The sequence below is a fragment of the Alkalispirochaeta alkalica DSM 8900 genome, assembly GCF_000373545.1.
Taxonomy (GTDB): Bacteria; Spirochaetota; Spirochaetia; order DSM-27196; family Alkalispirochaetaceae; genus Alkalispirochaeta; species Alkalispirochaeta alkalica.
In genome coordinates this window covers 148,082-169,683 of record NZ_KB891736.1, presented here as the reverse complement: position 1 = coordinate 169,683, position 21,602 = coordinate 148,082, and the positions used below count along the sequence as shown (strand labels likewise).

15 protein-coding genes are annotated in these 21,602 nt (G+C 60.0%); 5 read left to right on the top strand and 10 right to left on the bottom strand.

Features of this window, described 5'->3' with window-relative positions; translation table 11 throughout:
* The first annotated feature begins 204 nt into the window (after positions 1-204).
* The 4 genes from B071_RS0111955 to B071_RS0111940 all read left to right on the top strand — a co-directional run bounded on the left by B071_RS0111955 (position 205) and on the right by B071_RS0111940 (position 4,116).
* The gene (locus B071_RS0111955) at positions 205-705 is read left to right on the top strand and encodes a tRNA (cytidine(34)-2'-O)-methyltransferase (protein WP_018527315.1); all 501 of its coding nucleotides are present in this window, start codon (positions 205-207) and stop codon (positions 703-705) included.
* A gap of 40 nt (positions 706-745) precedes the next feature.
* The gene (gene proC, locus B071_RS17435) at positions 746-1,588 is read left to right on the top strand and encodes a pyrroline-5-carboxylate reductase (RefSeq protein WP_018527314.1); all 843 of its coding nucleotides are present in this window, start codon (positions 746-748) and stop codon (positions 1,586-1,588) included.
* A 66-nt stretch (positions 1,589-1,654) separates the two neighbouring features.
* Entirely contained in the window at positions 1,655-2,962 is a 1,308-nt protein-coding gene (gene serS, locus B071_RS0111945) for a serine--tRNA ligase (RefSeq protein WP_018527313.1), read from the top strand.
* Complete coding sequence (locus B071_RS0111940; RefSeq protein WP_018527312.1) at positions 2,959-4,116, top strand: N-acetylneuraminate synthase family protein; 1,158 nt, start codon at positions 2,959-2,961, stop codon at positions 4,114-4,116. Before serS ends, B071_RS0111940 begins: the two co-directional genes overlap by 4 nt.
* 153 nt (positions 4,117-4,269) lie before the next feature.
* Here the strand turns inward: B071_RS0111940 and acnA are convergent, their stop codons facing one another.
* The 3 genes from acnA to B071_RS0111925 form a co-directional block, all read right to left on the bottom strand.
* On the bottom strand, positions 4,270-7,017 hold the full coding sequence (gene acnA / locus B071_RS0111935) for an aconitate hydratase AcnA (protein WP_018527311.1): 2,748 nt from the start codon (positions 7,015-7,017) through the stop codon (positions 4,270-4,272).
* A gap of 425 nt (positions 7,018-7,442) precedes the next feature.
* Positions 7,443-10,007 (bottom strand): PAS domain-containing hybrid sensor histidine kinase/response regulator, encoded by a 2,565-nt coding sequence (locus B071_RS18640; RefSeq protein WP_018527310.1) that lies wholly within the window; start codon positions 10,005-10,007, stop codon positions 7,443-7,445.
* Between the two features lie 6 nt (positions 10,008-10,013).
* The gene (locus B071_RS0111925; RefSeq protein ID WP_018527309.1) at positions 10,014-11,273 is read right to left on the bottom strand and encodes a response regulator; all 1,260 of its coding nucleotides are present in this window, start codon (positions 11,271-11,273) and stop codon (positions 10,014-10,016) included.
* A gap of 78 nt (positions 11,274-11,351) precedes the next feature.
* Between B071_RS0111925 and B071_RS0111920 the strand changes: the two genes are divergently transcribed.
* Positions 11,352-13,187 carry a hypothetical protein gene (locus B071_RS0111920; RefSeq protein WP_018527308.1) on the top strand — a complete coding sequence of 612 codons (1,836 nt, stop codon included), beginning with the start codon at positions 11,352-11,354 and terminating at the stop codon, positions 13,185-13,187.
* Positions 13,188-13,273: 86 nt separating this feature from the next.
* On the opposite strand, the gene B071_RS0111915 is transcribed toward B071_RS0111920, so the two are convergent.
* The 7 genes from B071_RS0111915 to pdhA all read right to left on the bottom strand — a co-directional run bounded on the left by B071_RS0111915 (position 13,274) and on the right by pdhA (position 21,596).
* Complete coding sequence (locus tag B071_RS0111915; protein ID WP_438829699.1) at positions 13,274-13,972, bottom strand: HhH-GPD family protein; 699 nt, start codon at positions 13,970-13,972, stop codon at positions 13,274-13,276.
* Between the two features lie 146 nt (positions 13,973-14,118).
* On the bottom strand, positions 14,119-15,177 hold the full coding sequence (trpS, locus tag B071_RS0111910) for a tryptophan--tRNA ligase (RefSeq protein ID WP_051075308.1): 1,059 nt from the start codon (positions 15,175-15,177) through the stop codon (positions 14,119-14,121).
* A 167-nt stretch (positions 15,178-15,344) separates the two neighbouring features.
* Positions 15,345-16,541 (bottom strand): AI-2E family transporter, encoded by a 1,197-nt coding sequence (locus B071_RS0111905; protein ID WP_018527305.1) that lies wholly within the window; start codon positions 16,539-16,541, stop codon positions 15,345-15,347.
* 77 nt (positions 16,542-16,618) lie between these two features.
* Positions 16,619-18,052 (bottom strand): dihydrolipoyl dehydrogenase, encoded by a 1,434-nt coding sequence (gene lpdA, locus B071_RS0111900; protein ID WP_018527304.1) that lies wholly within the window; start codon positions 18,050-18,052, stop codon positions 16,619-16,621.
* A gap of 143 nt (positions 18,053-18,195) precedes the next feature.
* Positions 18,196-19,557, bottom strand: coding sequence for a dihydrolipoamide acetyltransferase family protein (locus B071_RS0111895; protein ID WP_026245197.1), 1,362 nt, complete (start codon positions 19,555-19,557; stop codon positions 18,196-18,198).
* A 4-nt stretch (positions 19,558-19,561) separates the two neighbouring features.
* The gene (locus B071_RS0111890; protein ID WP_083914920.1) at positions 19,562-20,611 is read right to left on the bottom strand and encodes a pyruvate dehydrogenase complex E1 component subunit beta; all 1,050 of its coding nucleotides are present in this window, start codon (positions 20,609-20,611) and stop codon (positions 19,562-19,564) included.
* Complete coding sequence (pdhA, locus tag B071_RS0111885) at positions 20,598-21,596, bottom strand: pyruvate dehydrogenase (acetyl-transferring) E1 component subunit alpha (protein WP_018527301.1); 999 nt, start codon at positions 21,594-21,596, stop codon at positions 20,598-20,600. The genes B071_RS0111890 and pdhA overlap by 14 nt, the downstream gene beginning before the upstream one ends.
* Positions 21,597-21,602: the final 6 nt, after the last annotated feature.

Here is a 21,602-nt window from a genome sequence, read left to right as displayed (position 1 = left end):
GGAGGAGGCTCGAAGAGAGCCGGGACGCTGCCCGGATTCGCCTGAGTTCCACCTGCACCGGGAAAAAGCNCCTTCAGAGGGTGCTCCTTGTCTCCCGGGCCTCGCTGGTCTCGATCGCCGAGCTTCCCCGGCAACGAGCCGAGGCGATGGTGGTGCGCGGAGCTCTGGGCGGAGGGACCAGGGAGAAAGGAACCGGAGCCTGCCATGATTGAAGTGGTTCTCTTTGAACCGGAGATCCCCCCCAACACGGGGAACATCTCGCGCACCTGCGCAGCCACGGGGACCCCTCTCCATCTGATCGAGCCGCTGGGTTTTTCCATCTCCGACAAACATCTGCGCCGGGCGGGGCTCGATTACTGGGATTATCTCTCCATCTCCACCCACCCGGACTGGCCCAGCTTCCTGGACTACGTCGCAGGGAANCAGGGAAATNTGGCTTTTTTCTCCACCCGGGGGGCGCGACGGTACACCGANATACCNCTCCCCCCGCCCCCGGCCGGGGAGAGTTGCTCCACAGAGNNCCCTCTCTTTATCGTTTTCGGTCCCGAGACCAGAGGGCTTCCCGGCGAGATTCTCTCGGATTTTGCNGACCGGACCTACCGGATTCCCCTGCGGCGGGAACTCCGATCGCTGAACCTCTCCAATGCTGTGGCGCTGGTTCTCTACGATCTGCTGCGCCGCCAGGGATTTTCCGGCCTGGAGTAAATACTGCGGATGATTTATCAGGAACCAGAGGAGCAGAAAAATGAAAAAGATAGGACTCATCGGTGCAGGATTTATGGGAAGCGCCACGGCCAGGGCGATCCACACCCGGTATCCCGAACTGGAAATCGGCCTCGCTGAAAAGGACCCCTCCCGAAGAGGTGNNGCTCTGAAGGAGTTTTCCGCNTCTGATTTTTCCGCAACTCCCGGGGACCTTTTGCTCTGGGCTGATCTGGTGATCCTGGCAGTAAAGCCCGGGGAACTGCCGGGGCTGGCCCGGTCGATTCGCACGGCCCGTCCCGAGGCCTTCGGGAGACTTCTCACAGTTTCGCTCCTGGCAGGAACATCCCTGAGGACTCTCGAGACTCTCCTCGGTTCGAGACGGATAATCNGGATGATGCCAAATCTGGCCGCCCAGATCGGATCCTCCGTGACGGGCATCACCTTCGCCGAAACTCTTCCCGACGAGGCCCGCCAGGAAGCGCTCCGCATCTTTTCGGGGATGGGCACGCTCCTGACCCTGGAAGAACAGCAACTCCACGCCATCACGGCGATCTCGGGCAGCGGGATCGCCTTTGCCCTGGAGTTTATCCAGGCCCTCGCCCTGGGGGGGGTCGAAGAGGGTATTCCCTACGGCCAATCCCTGGAGGCAGCCTGCGGTGTTGTCCGGGCAGCAGCAGACCTGGTGACTCACACAGGAACTCACCCCCAGGAGATCATCAGCCGCGTCTGCTCACCCGGAGGAACCACCATCGCAGGAATCCACGCCCTGGCCGACACCCGTCTCCAGGCAGCGGTGATGGAGGCCGTCAGCCGCACAGCCCGTCGGTCACGGGAGCTGGCACAGAGCGCAGAGGAGCAGGAGANCNNNCAGGGCTCCCCGTAACGGGGGCGGGCATATTAGCCGGGGGCTGGTTGTTNCCGGGGGCCTCTCTCGGATACAATCACTCCCATGCTGGACCTTAAGTTCGTCCGGGAGAACCCGGAACTGGTACAAGAAAACCTGGAGAAACGNAACGCCACGGCCGACGTAGGGGCCATCATCGCCGCCTACGATACACGGAGCGAACTGATTCAGGAAACCGAGGCTCTTCGTGCCGAGCGCAACGCCAACGCCCAGGCCATGAAGAAGCGGGACCTCTCCCCCGAAGAACGGCAGAAGCTGATCGAAGAGGGAAAAACCCTGAAAGGGCGAATCGCCCGGTCCGAAAAGAGCCTGGCCGAGACGGAGCTNCTCCTCCAGGAGCTGGCNGACAAGCTTCCCAACATGACCCACCCCGACGTTCCCCGGGGCAGCGCTGAATCAGACAGCCGGGAACTGGAGATCGTGGGCACCCCGCCGGTCTTTGATTTCCCCCCCTCCGATCACGTCGAACTGGGCGAGAAACTCGATCTCGTTGACTTTGAAGCAGCCGCCAAGGTCTCGGGGGCCAAATTTTACTACCTTCGGAACGAAGCAGTCTATCTGGAACTGGCCCTGACCCGCTTCGCCATGGATATCCTGAGAGATCAGGGATTTACCCCCATGATCACCCCCGACATCGCCCGCACCCAGGTGGTTGCGGGAATCGGCTTCAACCCCCGGGGGCCCGAATCGAACATCTATAATCTTGAGGGAGAAGAGACCAGCCTGGTGGGAACGGCCGAGATAACCCTGGGCGGCTATTACGCGAACCAGACTATACCCGCAGAGGAACTCCCCATCTGCATGGCCGGAATATCCCACTGCTTCCGCCGCGAGGCGGGATCGGCCGGGCAGTTTTCGCGGGGACTCTACCGGGTTCACCAGTTTACCAAGGTAGAGATGTTCGTGGTCTGTCTTCCTGAGGAATCCCCCGGGATGCACCAGAAACTCCTGGACATCGAGAAAGAAATTTTTTCGCGCCTGGAGATCCCCTTTCGCGTCCTGGACATCTGTGCCGGCGACCTGGGAGGCCCGGCTTACCGCAAGTTCGATCTGGAAGCCTGGATGCCAGGACGCGGCGACGCCGGGGAATGGGGCGAGATCACCAGCACCTCCAATTGCACCGACTTTCAGAGCCGGCGCCTGAATATCCGCTACAACAAAAAAGGCCCCGATGGGAAAAAAGAGCGAGGATACGCGCACCTGCTGAATGGAACGGCCATAGCGGTCTCCAGGGCGATCATTGCGATCATGGAGAACTTCCAGCAGAAAGACGGTTCCATCAGGATACCCCAGGCTCTCCAGCCCTATANGGGATTCGACACCATCCCCGCACCTCCCCGGAAGCGCCCATGACACCAGGTCATCCCCGGATCATCGCTGAAATCGGAACAGCCCACGGGGGAGATCTCTCTCTGGCCCGGGAACTGATCCAGGCTGCCGCCGAGGCGGGGGCAGACCTGGCAAAGTTTCAGATGGTTCTGGCCGATGAGCTCCTCCACCCCCGGGCGGGATCGGTCTCCCTGCCCGGGGGAACCGTCCCCCTCTACGAGCGTTTCCGCGAACTGGAACGGCCCGCAGAGTTCTACGCACGCCTGATGGAACTCTGCGAGGAATCGGGGATACAGTTTCTCTGCACACCCTTCGGCCTGGAGAGCGCCAGAATCCTCCGCCGCCTGGGCATGCAGGAATACAAGATCGCCTCGCCCGAACTGAATCACCTTCCCCTGTTGCGATTCATCGCGGCCATGGGCGTCCCCATGATTCTCTCCTCGGGGGTCTCCACGGTGGCCGATCTGGCCGAGAGCATCGATGCCGTACGCGTTGCCGGAGCACGGTCGATCACCCTGCTCCACTGCATAACCTCCTACCCCGCCCCCGAAGAGGAGTATAATCTCAGGGCGATCCCCGCGATCAGCCGCATCTTCGGCGTCCCGGCGGGTGTCTCTGATCATTCCCTGGACCCCGTTCTGGTTCCCGTGCTGGCCACCGTCACGGGAGCCTCGATGATCGAGAAGCACATTACCCTGAGCCGGAAGAACTCCGGCCTGGACGACGCTATCGCCCTGGAACCCCGGGANTTCACCGGAATGGTTCAGGAGGTGCGGGCTGTGGCTGAGGAGCTTCTTGAGGGACGGGACGACCCGGTGGAGTTACGCCGACGTCAGGTAGCCATCACCCGGGAGCTCTCGCACCGCTACGGCGAGGAGCGTGTACAAACCGTACTTGGCTCGGGGGTAAAGCACNTGGCTCCCTCGGAACAACGCAACTACGGCTATACCAACAGGAGCATCCACGCCGTGGAGCGCCTGAGACCCGGTGATATCATCTCCGGGGAAAACGCAGCGATCCTGCGCTCGGAGCGGAACCTCACCCCCGGACTCCACCCCCGCTACTGGGATGTAATCCTGGGGACCCCCATCGCCNAGGAGGTCTCCCCGGGCGAAGGCATTCTCTGGTCTCACCTGCTGGAAAAACAGGCCTGCCCCGACCCTGACGGGACACCCTGACCCCCCGGGGTCCGATCTCCCCAGAGAGCCGCGCCCTCCCGGGGGGGAGATACCCCCGGGGAGGCTCCACGCCTTCATCCCGAAAATCTCCCCGGAAATCCTCACGGGTTCCCACGGTGCCCCCCAGGTCAGGAACGGGGGGCAGCCTGTATATCACGTCTCCGCCAGGGCCCTGAGAACCGTTGGCAGGATTCCCCCGTTTCGATAGTAGACAACCTCCACGGGAGTATCGATCCGACAAAGCACGGAGAACTCCCGGGGCTTCTCCCCATCAGCCGAAGCCGTCACTGTTACGGTCTGGCCCGGTTCCAGGGAATCGTCTATGGCGATGGAAAAGGTCTCGCGACCGCTCAACCCCAGAGAACGGACACTCTCACCAGGCAGAAACTGCAGGGGCAGCACTCCCATTCCCACAAGATTGCTCCGGTGTATCCGCTCGTAGCTCTCGGCGATCACCGCCCGCACACCCAGAAGGTAGGTTCCCTTGGCGGCCCAGTCCCGGGAACTCCCCATGCCGTAGTCCTTACCCGCCAGGATGATTGTGGGGGTCTTCTCCTGACCATATCGGCGGGCAGCCTCGAAGATGCTCACCTCTTCCCCCGTGGGCATGTGAATCGTCCTGGACCCCTCCGTTCCCGGCACCAGGAGGTTTCTGAACCGAATATTTGCGAAGGTTCCCCGGGTCATGATCCGGTCGTTGCCGCGTCGGCTCCCGTAGGAGTTGAACTCCTCCCTGGTGACACCCAGGCTCTGGAGATACTCACCGGCGGGGCTCGCGGGATCGATCGCCCCGGCGGGGCTGATATGATCGGTGGTGATGCTGTCACCCGCCATGACCAGAACCGGGGCGTTCTGCACCGGTTCTACAGGACGAACCTCCAGGGAGATCTCCTGAAAGAAGGGCGGTTCCTGAATGTAGGTCGAGGTCTCGCTCCAGGGATAGATCGATTCCTGGCTCGCAGGAATCGCGTTCCACTGGGTGTTGGANTCCTCGATTCCCCTGTAGCTGGCGATAAAGGCATCCCTGTCCAGGGCCTTCTCGAGGTACTCCCGAAGNTCTTCCCCGGTGGGCCATACCTCCCGGAGATAGACGGGGTTACCCGTCTCGTCGTGACCCAGGGGCTCCTCTTCGAGGTTNATGTTCACCGTTCCCGCCAGGGCGTAGGCCACAACCAGCTGGGGAGAAGCGAGAAAGTTTGCCTTGGTATGGGGGTTGATCCGACCCTCAAAATTACGGTTCCCCGAAAGCACTCCGGCAACCACCAGGTCACCCTCTTCCACAGCCCGGGCGACCGGTGCAGGGAGAGGCCCGCTGTTTCCGATACAGGTGAGACAACCGTAGCCCACCAGGAAGAACCCCATCTTCTCCAGGTATTCCATGAGACCGGCGCGCTGGAGGTATTCCGTGACCACCACCGACCCGGGGGCAAAGCTGGTTTTTACCCAGGGGTTGTGGCGCAACCCCCGTTCCCAGGCTTTCTTTGCAAGAAGCGCAGCCCCCAAGAGGACGCTGGGATTACTGGTGTTGGTACAGCTGGTGATAGAGGCGATCACCACGTCTCCGTGGGTCAGAGACTCCCGGCTCGTTCCTGGTTGGGCCCCCTCTCCGGCGACGTCCACCGCAGCCAGAGGGGCAGAGCGGGTCAGCTTCTCCGGCGCCAGACCGAAACCCCGCTCCTCCACGGGAGCGGTCAGGAGGTTCTGCCAGGACTCCTTGAGAGAACTCACGGCGATTCGGTCCTGGGGTCGCTTGGGACCGGCCAGACTCGCCTGAATGTCACCGAGATCAAGGTGGAGAACGGTCTCGAAATCGGGGTCCGGTGAATTGGCTGTACGAAACATCCCCTGGGCGCGACAATAGAGTTCAACCGTCCTGATGAGCTCCTCGCTCCGGCCGGTCGACCAGAGATAATCCAGGGTTCGCTGATCCACCGGGAAAAATCCCATGGTCGCGCCGTACTCGGGTGCCATATTGGAGATCGTGGCCCGATCGGGAACGGTCATCTCTTCCAGGCCAGGACCAAAAAACTCCACGAACTTCCCCACCACTCCGTGTTCCCGAAGCATCTCGGTCACCCGGAGAACCAGATCGGTGGCGGTGATTCCCTGGCGGAGTTCACCCGTGATACGCACCCCCACAACAGCAGGTGAGAGGATGTAGACAGGCTGGCCCAGCATGGCCGCCTCGGCCTCNATTCCCCCGACCCCCCAGCCGATAATCCCCAGGCCATTAATCATGGGAGTGTGGCTNTCGGTACCCACAAGAGAATCGAAGAAAGCCACCTTTTCGCCGGAACTGTCGGCAGCGATCTGTACGACCTTTCCCAGATACTCCAGGTTTACCTGATGGCAGATCCCGCTGGCCGGGGGAATCACCGAAAAGTTCCGGAACGCCCCCTGTCCCCAGCGAAGGAACTCGTAGCGTTCGCGATTTCGGGAAAACTCCAGGTCCGTGTTCTGCTGATGCGCTCCGGGACTGTTGAAGTAGTCGACCTGAACNGAGTGGTCGATCACCAGATCCACCGGGAGTTGGGGATTGATGCTGGCGGGATCTTTCCCCAGACGGGCCATGGCGCTGCGCATCGCCGCCAGATCGACCACGCTGGGTACCCCCGTAAAATCCTGCAAAAGCACCCGGGCGGGCTTGTAGGGGATCTCTTCCCTGGCTGGATTCGCCGGGCAGTAGGAAGCCAGCGATTCGATGTGCTTCCCTGTGACGGCAAAACCATCTTCATTGCGGAGAACCGATTCGAGCAGAACGCGCANGGAAAAGGGAAGACGCTCGATGCCGGGAAACCCCTGGTTCGCCAGAGCCTCGAGNCTGAAATAACTCACCTCTCCCAGGGGCGTATCCAGGCTCCTGCGGACGCCAAAACTGTTCGTGTGCACCGTACTCTTCATTACAGGGCTCTCCTTTATCGAGTATTCTTACCAGGTTAAAGAATCAACTCACGTAAAAATCGAGTGAGCGCACCCTTCGTCGAAGGGTGCCAGAGGCCCTACTATAGCGCCCCTGCCCGGTGATCGCCTACCCTCCCCGCAGGGGGAACGTGGCGACCCCTCGCGTCTGTCCGATGCGAGGGATTGGCACGGCACCGCCATCAACAGCGCTGGCTGTTGGCCACCGTTCTGCAAGAGCGCAGGTCACGGGTGACATCAACCAGACTGTTCTATCTGGCTGCGGCAGGAACCAGCGGGTAACCCCGGGGAGTCCCGGAAGGAGGAGGCGCACAAAAAAACCCCCGGGGGAAAGGAGGTGAAATCCCCGGGGGTTCAGCAGAAACCAACAATGATCTCACCTGTATAACAACCNGGGGGCTCTCTGGTTACAGGGAAGGAAAAAAATCTTCTTCCTGAATATAGCTGATAAACTGCCGGGCCCGCTTCTTCACCCGGGGCAGTTCCTCCCGGGCCCGGACCCCGTTCTCCTCNGCGCACGCCTCTTCGAGCTGTTTGGCAGCATCACCCAGGGGCTGGCAGGACAAATTCCAGGCCCCTCCCTTTATGGCGTGGGCCGTAATGCGCGCTTCGCCGAAGCGCTCCCCCTCCAGATCCTGCCGGATCTTCTCGAGCTGCCCGGGAAGTCGTTCCGCGAACTGACGGATCACTCGCTCTGCCGTGGCAGCATCTCCCATAAACGCCTCGAGAGCTGCCGCGAAATCTGCGGGAGCTGCCGAATTCTCCTCTGCCGATTCTTCTGCCTCTTCCATTTCCTGGCTCACCTCGTCGTCCTCCTGAAGCACCAGACTCCCCGGGAGCGTCTCTTTCTGAAGGCCATCGGGGAACGCTCCGGGGTCTTGCAGATCCCCGACTTCCCTGATCTCCTCAACCTCGTCAATCTCCTCAAGCTCATCTATCTCTTCCAGCCCTTCCATCTCCTCGGGGGCTCCCGTGGAGGCGGGCGAAGGAACAAAAAAGCCTCTTCCCTGAAGCCTCAGAAGAACATCATCGATATCCGATTTCTTGAACGGTTTTGTCATGTAGTCGTTCATCCCCACCCGAACACAGCGATCGCGGTCCCCTGCCAGGGCATTCGCCGTGACGGCGACAATCGGGACGGAGCACCCCATCTCGCGAATCCGGATCGTTGCGTCGTAGCCATTCATGTTGGGCATCTGGACATCCATAAAGACAAGGCCGATCTCCGGAAAGTCCCGGACGCACTGGAGAGCCTCCACCCCGTCAGCCGCAAGGATCGTGCGGAACCCCTTCTTCTCCAGAATAGTCTGGAACAGCTGCTGGTTTACAAAATGATCCTCAGCGATCAGCACCGTCTCGGGCAGGGCGGGAGATTCTGCCTCCGGAGACAGTCCCTGCCGGAGATCCTCCTCGGACACCTCCTGAAGCTCCTCGAGCCCTCCCGAAAGGAGTTCCGCNACGGTCTGGGACAGAGCCCCCTCTTTTACCGGTTTGCTTATGTAGCCGTCAAACCAGCGGAGAAGCTTCATTTTGGCCTCGCCCGTACTCATACCCGTGGGAGTCATGAGAATCATGGGCATGGCCTGGATCGTCTCGTCGTTTCGGACCTCCGATGCCATCTGCCAGCCGTCCATATCGGAAAGCATGAGATCAACCAGCACAAAGGAGAAGGCCCGATCCGTCCGTGAGGCCTGGCGAAGCGCGGCGATTCCCCGGGCTCCACTGGAGGCCACCTGCATCTCTGCGCCCCAGGAGGCGAGGATCCTTCCGATAACCCGGGCACTCTCGGGATTATCGTCCACGATCAGGACTGTCGACCCGGGAGGAAGATTTGCCGGTACCGGGGACCCACCGGGGCTCTCATCGGTCACCTTGAGAGGAAGGGAAAACCAGAAGTTTGATCCTACCCCGGGGCGACTCTTCACCCCGATCCGCCCGCCCATCATCGCCACAAGATCACGGGAAATGGAGAGACCCAACCCCGTCCCCCCAAACTTGCGAGTCATCGAAGCGTCAACCTGGCTGAAGGGCTTGAAGAGTCTGTCCTGGCGAGCCGGATCGATACCGATACCCGTATCCCGAACCTGCACCAGCAGCAGGTCCTCACCGGAAACATTACGCCGTTCGGCGGAGATCCTGATATACCCCTGGGCGGTGAACTTTGTGGCGTTGTTCACCAGGTTCACCAGAACCTGACGCAGACGCGCGGGATCACCCAGAATGGTTGCGGGGATCTTCCCGTCGATCGANAGGATCACCTCCAGGCCCTTACGGTGCGCCTGCATGCTCACCATATCCACAGCGCCTTCGATGGTCTTCACCGGATCGTACTCGATAGATTCCAGCTGGAGCCGACCGGCCTCGATCTTGGAGAAATCCAGAATATCGTTTATGAGCCCCAGCAGGACGTCCCCGGCAAAGAGCACTTGCTGGAGGTACTCGATCTGTTCTTCGTCCAGATTGGTTTCGCGGAGAAGCTCCGAGACTGCGTTGATCGTATGGAGAGGAGTCCGGATCTCGTGGCTCATGTTGGCCAGAAAGGCGCTTTTTGTCCGTGTTGCTGCCTCGGCTGTTTCCTTGCCCCGACGAAGCCGTTCCTCGTCGTTCTTCTGGGATGTCACGTCATCGATCACCCCCAGAAGAAAGGGGACCTGGCCCGGAGCGTGGACAGCCCTGATATCAACCCGCCACCAAGCCTCTTCCTGATTACGGGGTCTGCACCGGGANACAACCTGAAAGGAATCGCGGTCCCCCTCGAGGAGTTCCGAAAAAAGCGCCTGGAAGAAATCCGAGTCGTCCCAGTGAGAAAAAGCTGTGAGAAAGCCCCCCGCCAGNTCCTCTCCGCTACACCCCAGGAAGGTGCGAACCGCCTGGTTCGCGTACTCAATCCTGCCGGAACCGTCCATGATGACGAGCCCGATCGGAGAGTATTCAAAGACGACCCGGAACCGCTGCCCTATCTGGTCTTTCATGGAGAGCTAAAAGTTCAGCTGCAGAATCTCCGAAGCCTTCGTTCGGATATCCTGGGGTTTCAAGGGCTTGATCATGTAGCTGGTCACTCCCATTTTAAGCGCCTCCAGAACCGTTTCCCGTTTCGACAAAGCCGAGAGCACCACAATCGGGAGCTTGGTCTGCTCCTCCTTCAAAGCCCGCAAAACCTGGAAGCCATCCATCTCGGGCATCATCAGGTCCAGAAAGACCAGGTCCGANTCCCNCCCCAGGGAACTCTCCATAAAGAGTTTTCCGTTATCGTAGGTGTCGATGGTTACACTGGTATCGGAGAAGGCCGCCTTGATCAGTTCCTGGATAACGAGATCATCGTCGACGATCGAGACCCGCGTGCTGTCCCCCAGGGTGGAGAAATCCTTTGCCCCGGACCGCTCCTCCTCGAAGCGCATATTGATCGCCTCCTCCTTGTCCTTCTTGGGAGCGGTCCTTTGAACCAGATCGTCCCGGGCATCGTTTTTCTGCTCCAGGATCGGTCCCCCCACTTTTTTCCCCAGCAAACCGTCCATAATCGCATCGAGATTGCCCGTTACCTCGATCCCCGAAAAATCNGGACGGTGGGAGACNAAATCNCGTACCAGGGAATCCCTGGTGAGAATCTTGCAATAGCGTTTCATCACCCCCGTAGCNCCCACGATGGTGGTGAGCAACGCCGAGAGTTTGATTGAATCTGCCGTGGTGAGTTCCAGACCGGACATCATGACCAGAACTTTGGGGTTTGAAAGATCGTAGAGATCGATCAGCTCGGTCAGCTTGTACCGCAGGAGATCCACCTTCTCCCGGTTGATCCCCTGGGCAACCTCGATGAAGATGATATCGTCATTCACGTGAGCCTCGATGATGCAGGGCGTCTCATCGATCGTAACGGAGACACCCAGCGTCTCTCCCACCGCCTTGAGAAGGGCGTCTACCCGCAGTGGCTTTGTCAGAAACTTCCTGATCTTGTAGGGTGCGACCGAGACCAGCGATGCCCGATCAACCTTGGAGGAGGCGATGATAACGGGGATGTCCTGGGTATTCCGGTTGGACTGTTTTTCCCGAAGAAGCTCGGTGACAGGCTTCCTGGTCAGGTGGAAATCAGAGATAAGGAGATCCGGCAGCTCCCGCCGCAGTTTGGTGGCGCCGTCGAGACCGCTCACGGCGGTAAAGACGGTGAACCCGTAATCTTCAAGCTTTCGTTTGAGGTAGTCCCTGAAAAGCTGGGACTCGTCGATGACCAAAATCTTTTTCATGTCTTCCACCTTGCCTACTTTCCTTCCATTATCACCAGCGCCGATGGAAAAGATCAACCTCTTTGGTATACTCCGCCCATGAATACAATAAATCATCATAATCCGGAGCTGCTCAGCACCAGTCTGGAGCGAGCGGCCCTCCTGCAGAACATGGTTCTCTCGGCATCGGGCTGGAGGCTCTGCTTTGGACCTGACCAGCACTCCTCGTCGCCCGCCATATCACCGGCCCAGCGGGATCTGGTGATACTGGGCACCTCTATCTTCTCCGGTTATCTCAAAACGAAGAACCCCTCGGGAGATCTCGTTGTTGCCGTCGCTACCGACACCCGTCCCACGGGGCCTGCCATAGCCGAGGCGGCCATGAGAGCCTTTCTGGCCGAAGGCATTTCCCCGGAATACCTTGGCGTCTGCACCACCCCGGAAATTCTGGCCTACACGAAGCAGAGCGATACCCTGAGCGGTTTCTTCTATATCACCGCCAGCCACAATCCCCTGGGGTACAACGGCTTCAAGTTCGGCCTTTCCGACGGAGCCGTCCTTCCCGGCTCCGAGGCCTGGGGATTGATCGAGGCCTTCCGAAAGCTTGGCCCGGATCAGGAAGTGGCTCAGCCCCTTCTGGAACGGGCTCTGGCCCTCCCCGCCAAAACCCTGGCAGAACTGGATCGGGTCGGTCCGGCTCACAAGGAGGCAGCCCGGGAATCCTACCGCCGCTTTGCCCTGGCCGTTGCCGGTGGAACAACTACGGAAGAGGGGCCGGAGAGCCCCCTGGAGCAGGAGTTCCTTGTACCCCTGCGGAAGGCTTTGGCGGAACGCCCCCTGGGAATCGTGGCCGATCTGAACGGCAGTGCCCGCACCACCAGCGTGGACCGCACGCTTCTGCCCTGGCTCGGAGCCCGCCTGGTCCTCCAGAACGATGAGCCCGGGATGATCCGGAACCAGATCCTTCCCGAGGGTCCCGGCCTCGCGCCGACAGCGGAGCTTCTGGAGAAACACCATCGCCAGGACCCGGCGTTCCAGATCGGCTATGCCCCCGATAACGACGGAGACCGGGGGAACCTGGTTTTCATGGACAGAACGGGCGCGGCCCTCTCCCTGGAGGCTCAGGAGGTCTTTGCGCTGGTGGTGGCGGCAGAGCTGGCCTGGCTCCACCGGAGCGGAGCTGCTCCCGGGAAAGTGGGGATCGTTGCCAACGGACCTACCTCGGCACGAATNGACGAGATCGCTGACTGGTTTGGGGCAACCCTCTTCCGGGCCGAGGTGGGTGAGGCAAACGTGATCTCCCTGGCCCGGGAAAAACAGGACCTGGGGTGGTCGATCCCCATCCTCGGCGAGGGATCAAACGGCGGGGCTATCGTGCCACCGGCCACGGTACGCGATCCCCTGAGCACCGTTCTGGCGATGATGAAACTCCATGCCTTCTCGCTGGAGCGCGTTCTGGCAGACCAGTGCCAGATACAGCTGCCCTCGGAAGAACCCCTGCTTCTCTCGGAGGTGGTAAACCTGCTCCCCCGCTACACCACCATCGAAACCGATGATCCTCTGGCAAAAATGCACGTCGGCTCCTGTTCCCACAAGGATCTGAAAGCGCGCTACGAATCGTTGTTGCCCCGAAAGATCGCCCCCCTGGAACGGGAACTGGCCGAGACCCTGGGGGTTACCTCCTGGGAGATGTGGAACTACGAGGGAACCCGGGCAACCCGGGGTCCGGGGAACCGCAGGGGAAACGAAACGGGAGGGTTGCGTGTGATCTTCCTCGATTCCCAGGGAAAAACCAGGGCCTCTCTCTGGATGCGGGGGAGCGGGACCGAACCGGTCTTCCGCATTCTGGCGGACTGCGCCGGCGAAAACCGCCCCCTGGCAGAACGCATGATCCGCTGGCAGCGTGATCTTGTCGAGGAGGCGGCCCGCGGGTAACCCGGGGAGGAGATCACTCCGGGGGGGCTGCCTCCCCGAAAAGAAGCTCCCCCGCCAGGCCCTTCCAGCGCCTGCCGGAAGGGGACTCATGAACGGAGCACGACCCTTCCGCGGGCATCCTGTTCAACCACTCCTTCACGGACCAGGCCCTCCAGAACGGGAGCAACCCGTTCTGGAGGATGCCCCAGATAGCCCGGAGCGTCCTGGGCCACTACCTCCCCCTGCTNGAGCAGGAGCCTGAGCAGGGCCCCCCGGATCTGCCTGTCGCTTCCCTCAAAGGGAGTCTGGACCGCGTAGTGGGCGCTACGCCTGTTTGCGTTCTTCCCCCCCCGCCCCAGAAGAACCCCGTAGTCCATGAGCGCCCAGTACCACTCCCGGGAGCGATCCCTCTCCAGGGCGGCCTCCACAAGAGGAAGTATCTCCCGGTCCGGGACTTTCTCGCGGTCCGGAAAAAAATGTTCCAGAAAGACGCGACGGATATTTGTCTCGATAAAAACCACGGGCTCGTTGAAGGCGAAGGCAGCGACAGAACCAGCCGTATTGGGACCAATCCCCGGAAGGGTCTGGAGCACCAGGGGGTCCCGGGGCAGAACTCCTCCATGGTCCTCCACAACTATTCGGGCCGAATCCCGGGCAAAGCGGGCACGCCGGTTATACCCCAGGCCACTCCAGAGGGCGAGGACCTCGGGNAAAGAAGCCCGGGCAAGTTCGGGAAAACCGGGGAACCGTTCCAGAAAGGGAGGAAACTTCCGGGCAACCCGGGTAACCTGGGTCTGCTGAAGCATGATCTCCGAGATGAAGACCCTGTAGGGAGAGGGATCGCTTCGCCACTCCATGGGCCGGTAATGGCGACGGTAAACCGTCCAGACCGTCTCCCGGAATCGTGCTATCTGCTCCTGCGAGATCTCCGATCCCGCCAGAGGCTCCCGGCTCATTCCTGCCGGGCCGCTTTCTCGGCCTTGCGGCGAATACTGTTCCAGACCCCGCCCAGACCGGTAGCTTTCCGCACCTCCGTCAGGGTCTTGAGGGCCTCCTCGCGCACCCGCATCGTCCCCTCCAGGATGATCCGGTCCACCAACCCCTTCTCCGCCTCGTAGGCCGCTCTCCGCTCCCGAAGAGGGTCCAGAAAGCGGTTCAGCGCCTCGGCCAGGCGCTCTTTGACCTCCACATCACCCACCGTACCGGAACGGTAGCGCTCTTCCAGCTCGCCCACCTCGGCCGTGTCGGGGTTGAAAATCCGGTGGTAAATAAAGACCGGATTTCCCTCGACCGTACCAGGCACGTCGGCGCGCACCCGATTGGGATCGGTAAACATGCCCCGAACTTTTTTCTCCACCTCCTGAGCCTTGTCGGAAAGGTAGATGGTGTTGTTCAGGGACTTCGACATCTTGGCCTTGCCGTCGGTTCCCACCAGAGTAGGAACATCCCCCACCAGAACCCGGGGAATGGGAAAAACCTCGCCGTAGAGATTGTTAAAACGCCGGGCGATCTCCCGGGTGAGCTCCACGTGGGCCTCATTATCCTTCCCTACGGGCACCAGGTGAGCCCGGGGAAGCAGAATATCCCCGCTCTGCAGGATCGGATACCCCAGAAGCCCGAAGGGCATCTCCTGGAGGTTCGCGCTACGCGCCATATCCTTGAGACTGGGCAGACGCTGGAGCCTGGGAACCGTCACGAGCATCTCGAAGAGAAGATTCAGCTCGTAGATTTCGGGAACTGCGCTCTGAAGGTAGACCGTGGAGCGGTCGGGATCGACACCGGCAGCTAGGTAGTCCAGAACCATCTCCCGGGCGTTTCCTGCGATCTCCTGGATCGCNCTCTTCTCGGGACGCGTTGTGAGGGTATGAAGGTCGGCGATGATGAAGAAACACTCGTACTGATCCTGCAACTTGACCCTGTTCTGCAGAGAGCCGACATAATGTCCGAGATGGAGCCTGCCCGTAGGGCGATCCCCCGTGAGTATACGAGGCTTCTGCCCCGCTCCGTACACGGGTTCTGCCTGATCTTCCGGGGCGTCGTAGGTGTCCTTGGTAGTTTCCACAGTGCTGTTCTTCCTCTCTGCCGTGTTTGTTGCGCGATATCCTCTGTGCCGCTGCGGCGCACCCTTCGGATCACCAATCCGGGCGGTTCTGCCGGGGACCTCACGGCTCCTACGGTCTACCGGGGACCTTCCGTCTCCTGGCTGGCCGTTCCGTTGTGGGCTTTGCGCCAGCCCGGTCTGGCCCCGCGAGACCTGACCCGGCGGGGGGCAAAGTTACCGGTACCCATCAAAATTCCGAAGGGTTCGAGGCCGGGAATATGTTCCAGAACGATCTTGATAACCACCGTCAGGGGAACCGCCAGAAAAAGCCCGGCCGGTCCCCAGAGCCATCCCCAGAGAAGGAGCGAGAGGAGGATCACCACAGGACTCAGGTTCAACCGGTCCCCCAGCATCTTGGGATCCACCACATTTCCGATAATGAACTGAGTGATACTCATGCCGATGATCGTCGCCAGGATGGGGCTCCAGTCGGGAAAGAACTGGATCACCGCAAAGACTCCCGTGATAAAGGTGATCGCCACAGACCCTATGGAGGGAATAAAATTAAAGAGAAAGGTCATGATCGCCCAGATCAGGGGAAAATCAACCTTGATAATTGTAAACAGGACATAGACGATCACGGCCGTCATGGAACTCACCAGGATTTTGATCGCCAGATACCGGGCAATCTGGCTGTTGATATGGGCCAACACCCGATTCAGGCGTCTGCGCGTTTCGTCGCCCAAGGCGAGTTCCATCTTTTTGCGGACGTAGGGTTTTTCTACCAGCAGAAAGAGGAGGAAGATAATAACCACCATAAAGCCGCTGATAAAAGCCATGAAGTTACCCGAGAAGGAGATGATTGCGTTCCCCACGGTGCGGGTTATCTCAAGCTGGCTCACAATATCGGCGGGCAGGTTATATTGCTCGATAGCCTCCCGAAGCAGGACGGTAAAACGCATCTGGTACTTGGGAAACTCCCGGAGCAGACTGTGCACTGTAGAGTAGAGAAGAAGTACGACCAGATAGCCGAGAAAGAGAAAGAGCGCCAGCACCGAGGTGATCGCCAGAAAGCGGGGCACCCTGTGCTTTACCAGAGTACTCACCACAGGAGCAAAAACAAAGGAGAGGAGCAGGGCGATTACAAAGGGAATGAAGATACTTCCCGTGAGCCGCAAAACGGCCCCCACCGCTACCAGAGCGATAACGAAGAGATATGCCGTGTTGGCGCGAAGGAGCGCCAGGGGCATGCGGAACTGCTGACCCTGGAGAGCCCCCCCCTGTCCCGGCCGGGGTGTTGTCTCGGGTTTACTCTTCTCGGAACTGCTACTCATGNGGCTCAAGAATACCCTTTCCCCGGCGTGTGTTACAACACCCCGGGGAAGGATCGGGATCACCCTCGGGAGCGCTCTCAGCCGTGAATAGCCCAGCCTTCGGCCTTGCGGGCCGCCTCCATTACAGCTTCCGAGAGCGTGGGATGCGCGTGGATCATGGTAGCCAGATCCTGGGGAAGCAGCTCTGCCTTTTTTGCCAGGAGGATTTCGTGAATCAGCTCCGTGGCGTCCGCTCCGGCCACGTGACCTCCCAGAATCTCCCGGGTTTCCCCGTCATAGATAATCTTTACCAGGCCCTCGCTCTTTTCCACAGCAACCGATTTGCCCGCACCCCGATAGGGGAAGGACGCCACCTCGACGGGAACACCCTGCTCCCGGGCCGCTCTCTCGGTGAGGCCGAAACTGGCAACCTGGGGCTCGCAGTAGACGGCCGAGGGTATTTCCCCGGGATTGATTCGCTTCTCGGGGCTCTCCCCCGCCATATGTTCCACGGCGATCTCCCCTTCCTTGCTTGCCACGTGGGCGAGCAGGGGAGATGCCGTGACATCGCCTATAGCGTAGATACCGGGCACACTGGTCTGGCAGTAATCGCCCACGGTCACAAAGCCGCGATCCAGGGCAACGCCCACCGTTTCAAGACCTATTCCCGTGGTGTTGGGAGCCCTGCCCACCGCCACAAGCAACTGATCTGCCTGAAGAGTTTCCTGACTTCCCGTCTTTTCCACAACCAGCGAGATACCCTGGCCTGTGGTGTCCAGCGAAAGCGCCCTGGTTCCGGTGTGAATCGTTATGCCGTACCGTTTGAAGGCCTTCGTCACAACTTCGGCGGCATCTTCGTCTTCCAGAGGCAGAATCTGGTCCATCATCTCCACCACCGTGACCTGGACTCCGAAGGCGTTCATTACGTAAGCAAACTCCATGCCGATCGCGCCAGCTCCCAGAATCACCAGGCTTTTGGGAAGCTCCTTCTGGCCCAGAATATCCCGGGAAGAGAGAACTTTTTTGTGATCGAATTCGAACCCCGGCAGCTCCCGGGGATGCGATCCCGTGGCGATCAGAAGATACCGTGCCGTGAGCGTCCTCGCGGCTTCTCCCGAAGCTTCTCCCGAGGGTGATCCCCCCTCCCGGGTTTCCTGGAGGAGAATTTCTCCGGGGCCCGTGATCACCCCGGTACCGGCGATATAATCAATCCTGTTTTTCTTCAGGAGCGCCTGAACTCCCTTGGAGAGCTTTTGTGCAGCCTCCCGGGATTTCCGGTGAACCGCGGTGTAATCCAGCCCCTTCAAATCTACCCGGGCACCAATCTTCTCCAGATCCGCCACGGAACGGACGAGTCCAGCCTGATGGATCAGGGCCTTCGAAGGGATACATCCCCAGTTCAGGCACACCCCTCCGGGAGCTTCTCTCTCTATGATACCAGCCCGGAGTCCCAGTTGAGAGGCTCGTATCGCTGCTACGTACCCTCCCGGACCAGCCCCGAGGACAAGCACATCGTAATCGTGGTCACTCATCGTTTCTCCCCTTCATTTTGTGTCGCACTTCACTCACGCAAGGAGCCTCCTGTTGGAGCTCCCCCTCCCTTTCCGGGAGTTCCCCTCCCGAAACTTTCTGGATCCCCGGGAGCCAGGCGGAGGCTCCCCGGAAACAGTAATCCCTAGAGGATGGCCCGGGCCGGGTCCTCCAGAAGCTGCTGGAGCTCCTTCAGGAACCGGCCAGCCGCCGCTCCATCGATCACGCGGTGATCGCAGGAGAGGGTCATCTTCATCACCGAAGCGACACCCAGGGTCCCGTCGTGCCGGACCACGGGAGCGGGCTTGCTCGCCCCCAGGGCCAGGATGGCCGAACCGGGAGGGTTAATAATCGCCGTAAACTCTTCCACCCCAAACGATCCGAGGTTACTGATCGTAAAGGTGGCTCCCGTGTACTCTCCGCTTTTCAGCGTGCCCTCGCGGGCCTTCCCGATGAGTTCCTGGAGATCCCGATCGATCTCCCGCACGCCCCGAACCTCGCAGTTTCTCACGACCGGCGTTATGAGCCCCTTTCCCGCATCCACGGCGAGACCGATATCGACGCTCCCCTTCTCGATGATCTCCTTCCCCTGCCAGAGCGCGTTAATCCCCCGGTGACGTTTCAGGGCCTCGGCCACAAGCTTGATGAAAAAGGCGTTCAGCGAGATCTTCTCATCTCCCCCGCTGTTTATCTTCGCCCGGAGCTCCACGAGCCTGTCCATCTCGACAGAGTTGGTCAGATAATAGTGAGGAGCGCTGAACTTGCTCTCGCTCAACCGCTCGGCTATGACCGCCCGTGAACCCGTCACCGGAATGGTTCGATCCCGGGCAGAAATCCCCCCAGGAGCGTCTTGCCCCTGGCCCCCTCCGACCTCCTGGAAGGAGGCGCCCCCGGGCACGCCCCGAAAGGCCTCGACGTCCCCTCTGACGATCCTCCCTCCTGGACCGGTTCCCCGGACAAGATGGAGCGGGATATTTCTCCGGGCAGCGATCTTTACCGCCAGGGGACTGGCCGAAGCCCTGCCCCGGGGCACCTCGTGCGAGTCGCCCCCCGCCCCGAAATCTCCCGAAGGACCCGAGGCAGGAGACGATTCGGGTTGACGCTCTTTCCCGGGAGTATCCGCTTCACTCGCGTGATCCTTCCCCGGGGCGTTCTGATCGTCCTGCTGGTCCTTCTGTCCCTGAGGTGCCGTATCCGGTTCAGCCTCCCCCTTCGTCTCCGAAGCGGCTTCCTGATCTACCTCTTTCAAAAGCCCGGTAATATCTTCCCCGGGCTCTCCGATCAGGGCGATCGTTCGCCCCACGGCAGCCCGGGCATCGGCGCCCAGAATTATTTTCAGGAGAGTGCCCTCCTGGGACGATTCATACTCTACCGTTGTCTTGTCGGTCTCTACCTCGCACAGCACATCACCGGCTACAACGGAATCCCCCTCTTTCTTGCTCCATCCTACGATTGTGCCCTCCTCCATCGTCGGAGAAAGCGCCGTCATTGGTATTTTTTCTGCCATTCCTCTACTCCTTGTACGAAACCCGCTTTACGGCAGCGACGATCTTCTCCACCGTGGGCTGCACCGCCAGCTCCAGGGTATGATTATAGGGCATGGGCACGTCCTCGCTCGCAACAAGCTCTACCGGTGCATCGAGATCATCAAAACAGTTCCTGGAAATGAGCCACCCCACGTGGGAACCTACACTGGCCATGGGCCAGGCCTCGTCGACAATCACCGCGCGATTTGTCTTTGCCACGCTGGCGTAGATCGTTTTTTCATCGAGGGGACGCAGGCTTCGCAGATCCACCACCTCGGCATCGATTCCCATTTCAGCCAGAACCTCGGCAGCCTTCAAAACCATGTGAACGGGTTTGGAAAAGGAGATGATCGTCACATCGCTACCCTGCCGCTTTATGTCGGCCTTTCCGAAGGGGATCAGGTATTCCTCCTCGGGAACCTCCCCCGTAAGGCCGTAGGTCATCTCGCTCTCGAACATCACCACGGGGTTGTCGTCACGAATCGCTGTCTTGAGCAACCCCTTTGCATCGTAGGGCGTGGAGGGAGAGATCACCTTGATCCCCGGCACGTGCACAAAGTAGCTCTGCAAAGCCTGGCTGTGCTGGGACGAGAGATACTCCGCCGGCCCGTTTCCCCCCCGAAAGACTATGGGAACCTTGAGCTGCCCCCCCGACATGTGCCGGAGTTTGGCAGCGTTGTTCACCACCTGATCCAGGGCCAGGAGGGCAAAATTGAAGGTCATCCACTCCACGATGGGCCGGAGCCCCACCGAGGCGGCCCCCACGGCAAGACCGGTGAACCCCAATTCTGCGATGGGCGTGTCCAGCACCCGTCGCTCACCGTATTTATCAAGAAGTCCCTTACTGACCTTGTAGGCGCCATTGTACTGGCCNACCTCCTCGCCCAGAAGAAACACGTTCCCGTCACGGGCCATCTCCTCGTCCATGGCCTGACGAATCGCCTCACGCATCTGTATTTCCGGCATCGTTTCTGTCTCCTTAAGATCGGCCGTTAAGATCGGCCCTGCGATCTGCGCTCTCTCACGCCAGAACATCCTCGTACATGGTATGGAGAGCCGGTTCGGCGCTCTTCTCGGCGAAATCAACCGCCTCCTGAACCTCTTTCTTGATTTCCGCGTCCATCTCCTGGTACTCCTGATCGGCGATGATTCCTGCCGAAATCAGGCGTTCCTTGAGGCGGAGTATCGGATCCTGCTGCTTGTAGGATTCGAGCTCGTCCTTGGTGCGGTATTTTGCGGGGTCGCTGGCCGAGTGCCCCTTATACCGGTAGGTTTTGATATCGAGCAGCCAGGCGTTCCCCTTTTCCCGGGCATCCCGAGCTACTTCTTTTATTCCCTCATAAACCGCCAGCACATCCATACCGTCAATAATTTTCCCCTGCAGATCGTAACCGCTCGCCTTAAGAGAGAAATCTTCCACCCCCGACACCCGCTTCACGGCGGTCCCCATACCGAACTGGTTGTTTTCGACGATGTAGATAACCGGAAGGTTCCATATCTTTGCAAGATTAAGGCTCTCGTGGAACGCTCCCTGGTGAATCGCTCCATCGCCAAAGAAGCAGAGGGTCACCCCACCGTCGTTATGGTACATCTGCTTGAAGGCGACCCCCGTGGCGATGGGAATCTGGGCCCCCACGATCCCGTTTCCTCCAAGAAAGTGGCGTTCTGCATCGAACATGTGCATGGAACCACCCTTGCCGCGGGAACAGCCGGTAATCTTTCCGTAGAGCTCTGCCATAACAGACTTNGGGTCCATTCCCACCGCCAGAGCATGACCGTGATCCCGGTAGGAGGTGAGGAGGTAGTCCTTCTCCATATCCAGGGCAGCCACCGCCCCCACCGCCACCGCTTCCTGACCATTGTAGAGATGAAGGAACCCGCCGATCTTCCGCAGGCCGTACATCTGGGCAGTTTTCTCCTCGAAGCGTCGGATCAGCACCATATCGCGCAGGAGTTTTTTCAGGAACTCGCCGTTATAATTTCCGACATCACTCGTCTTTTGACTCTTCTTCTCGCTCATTTTTCT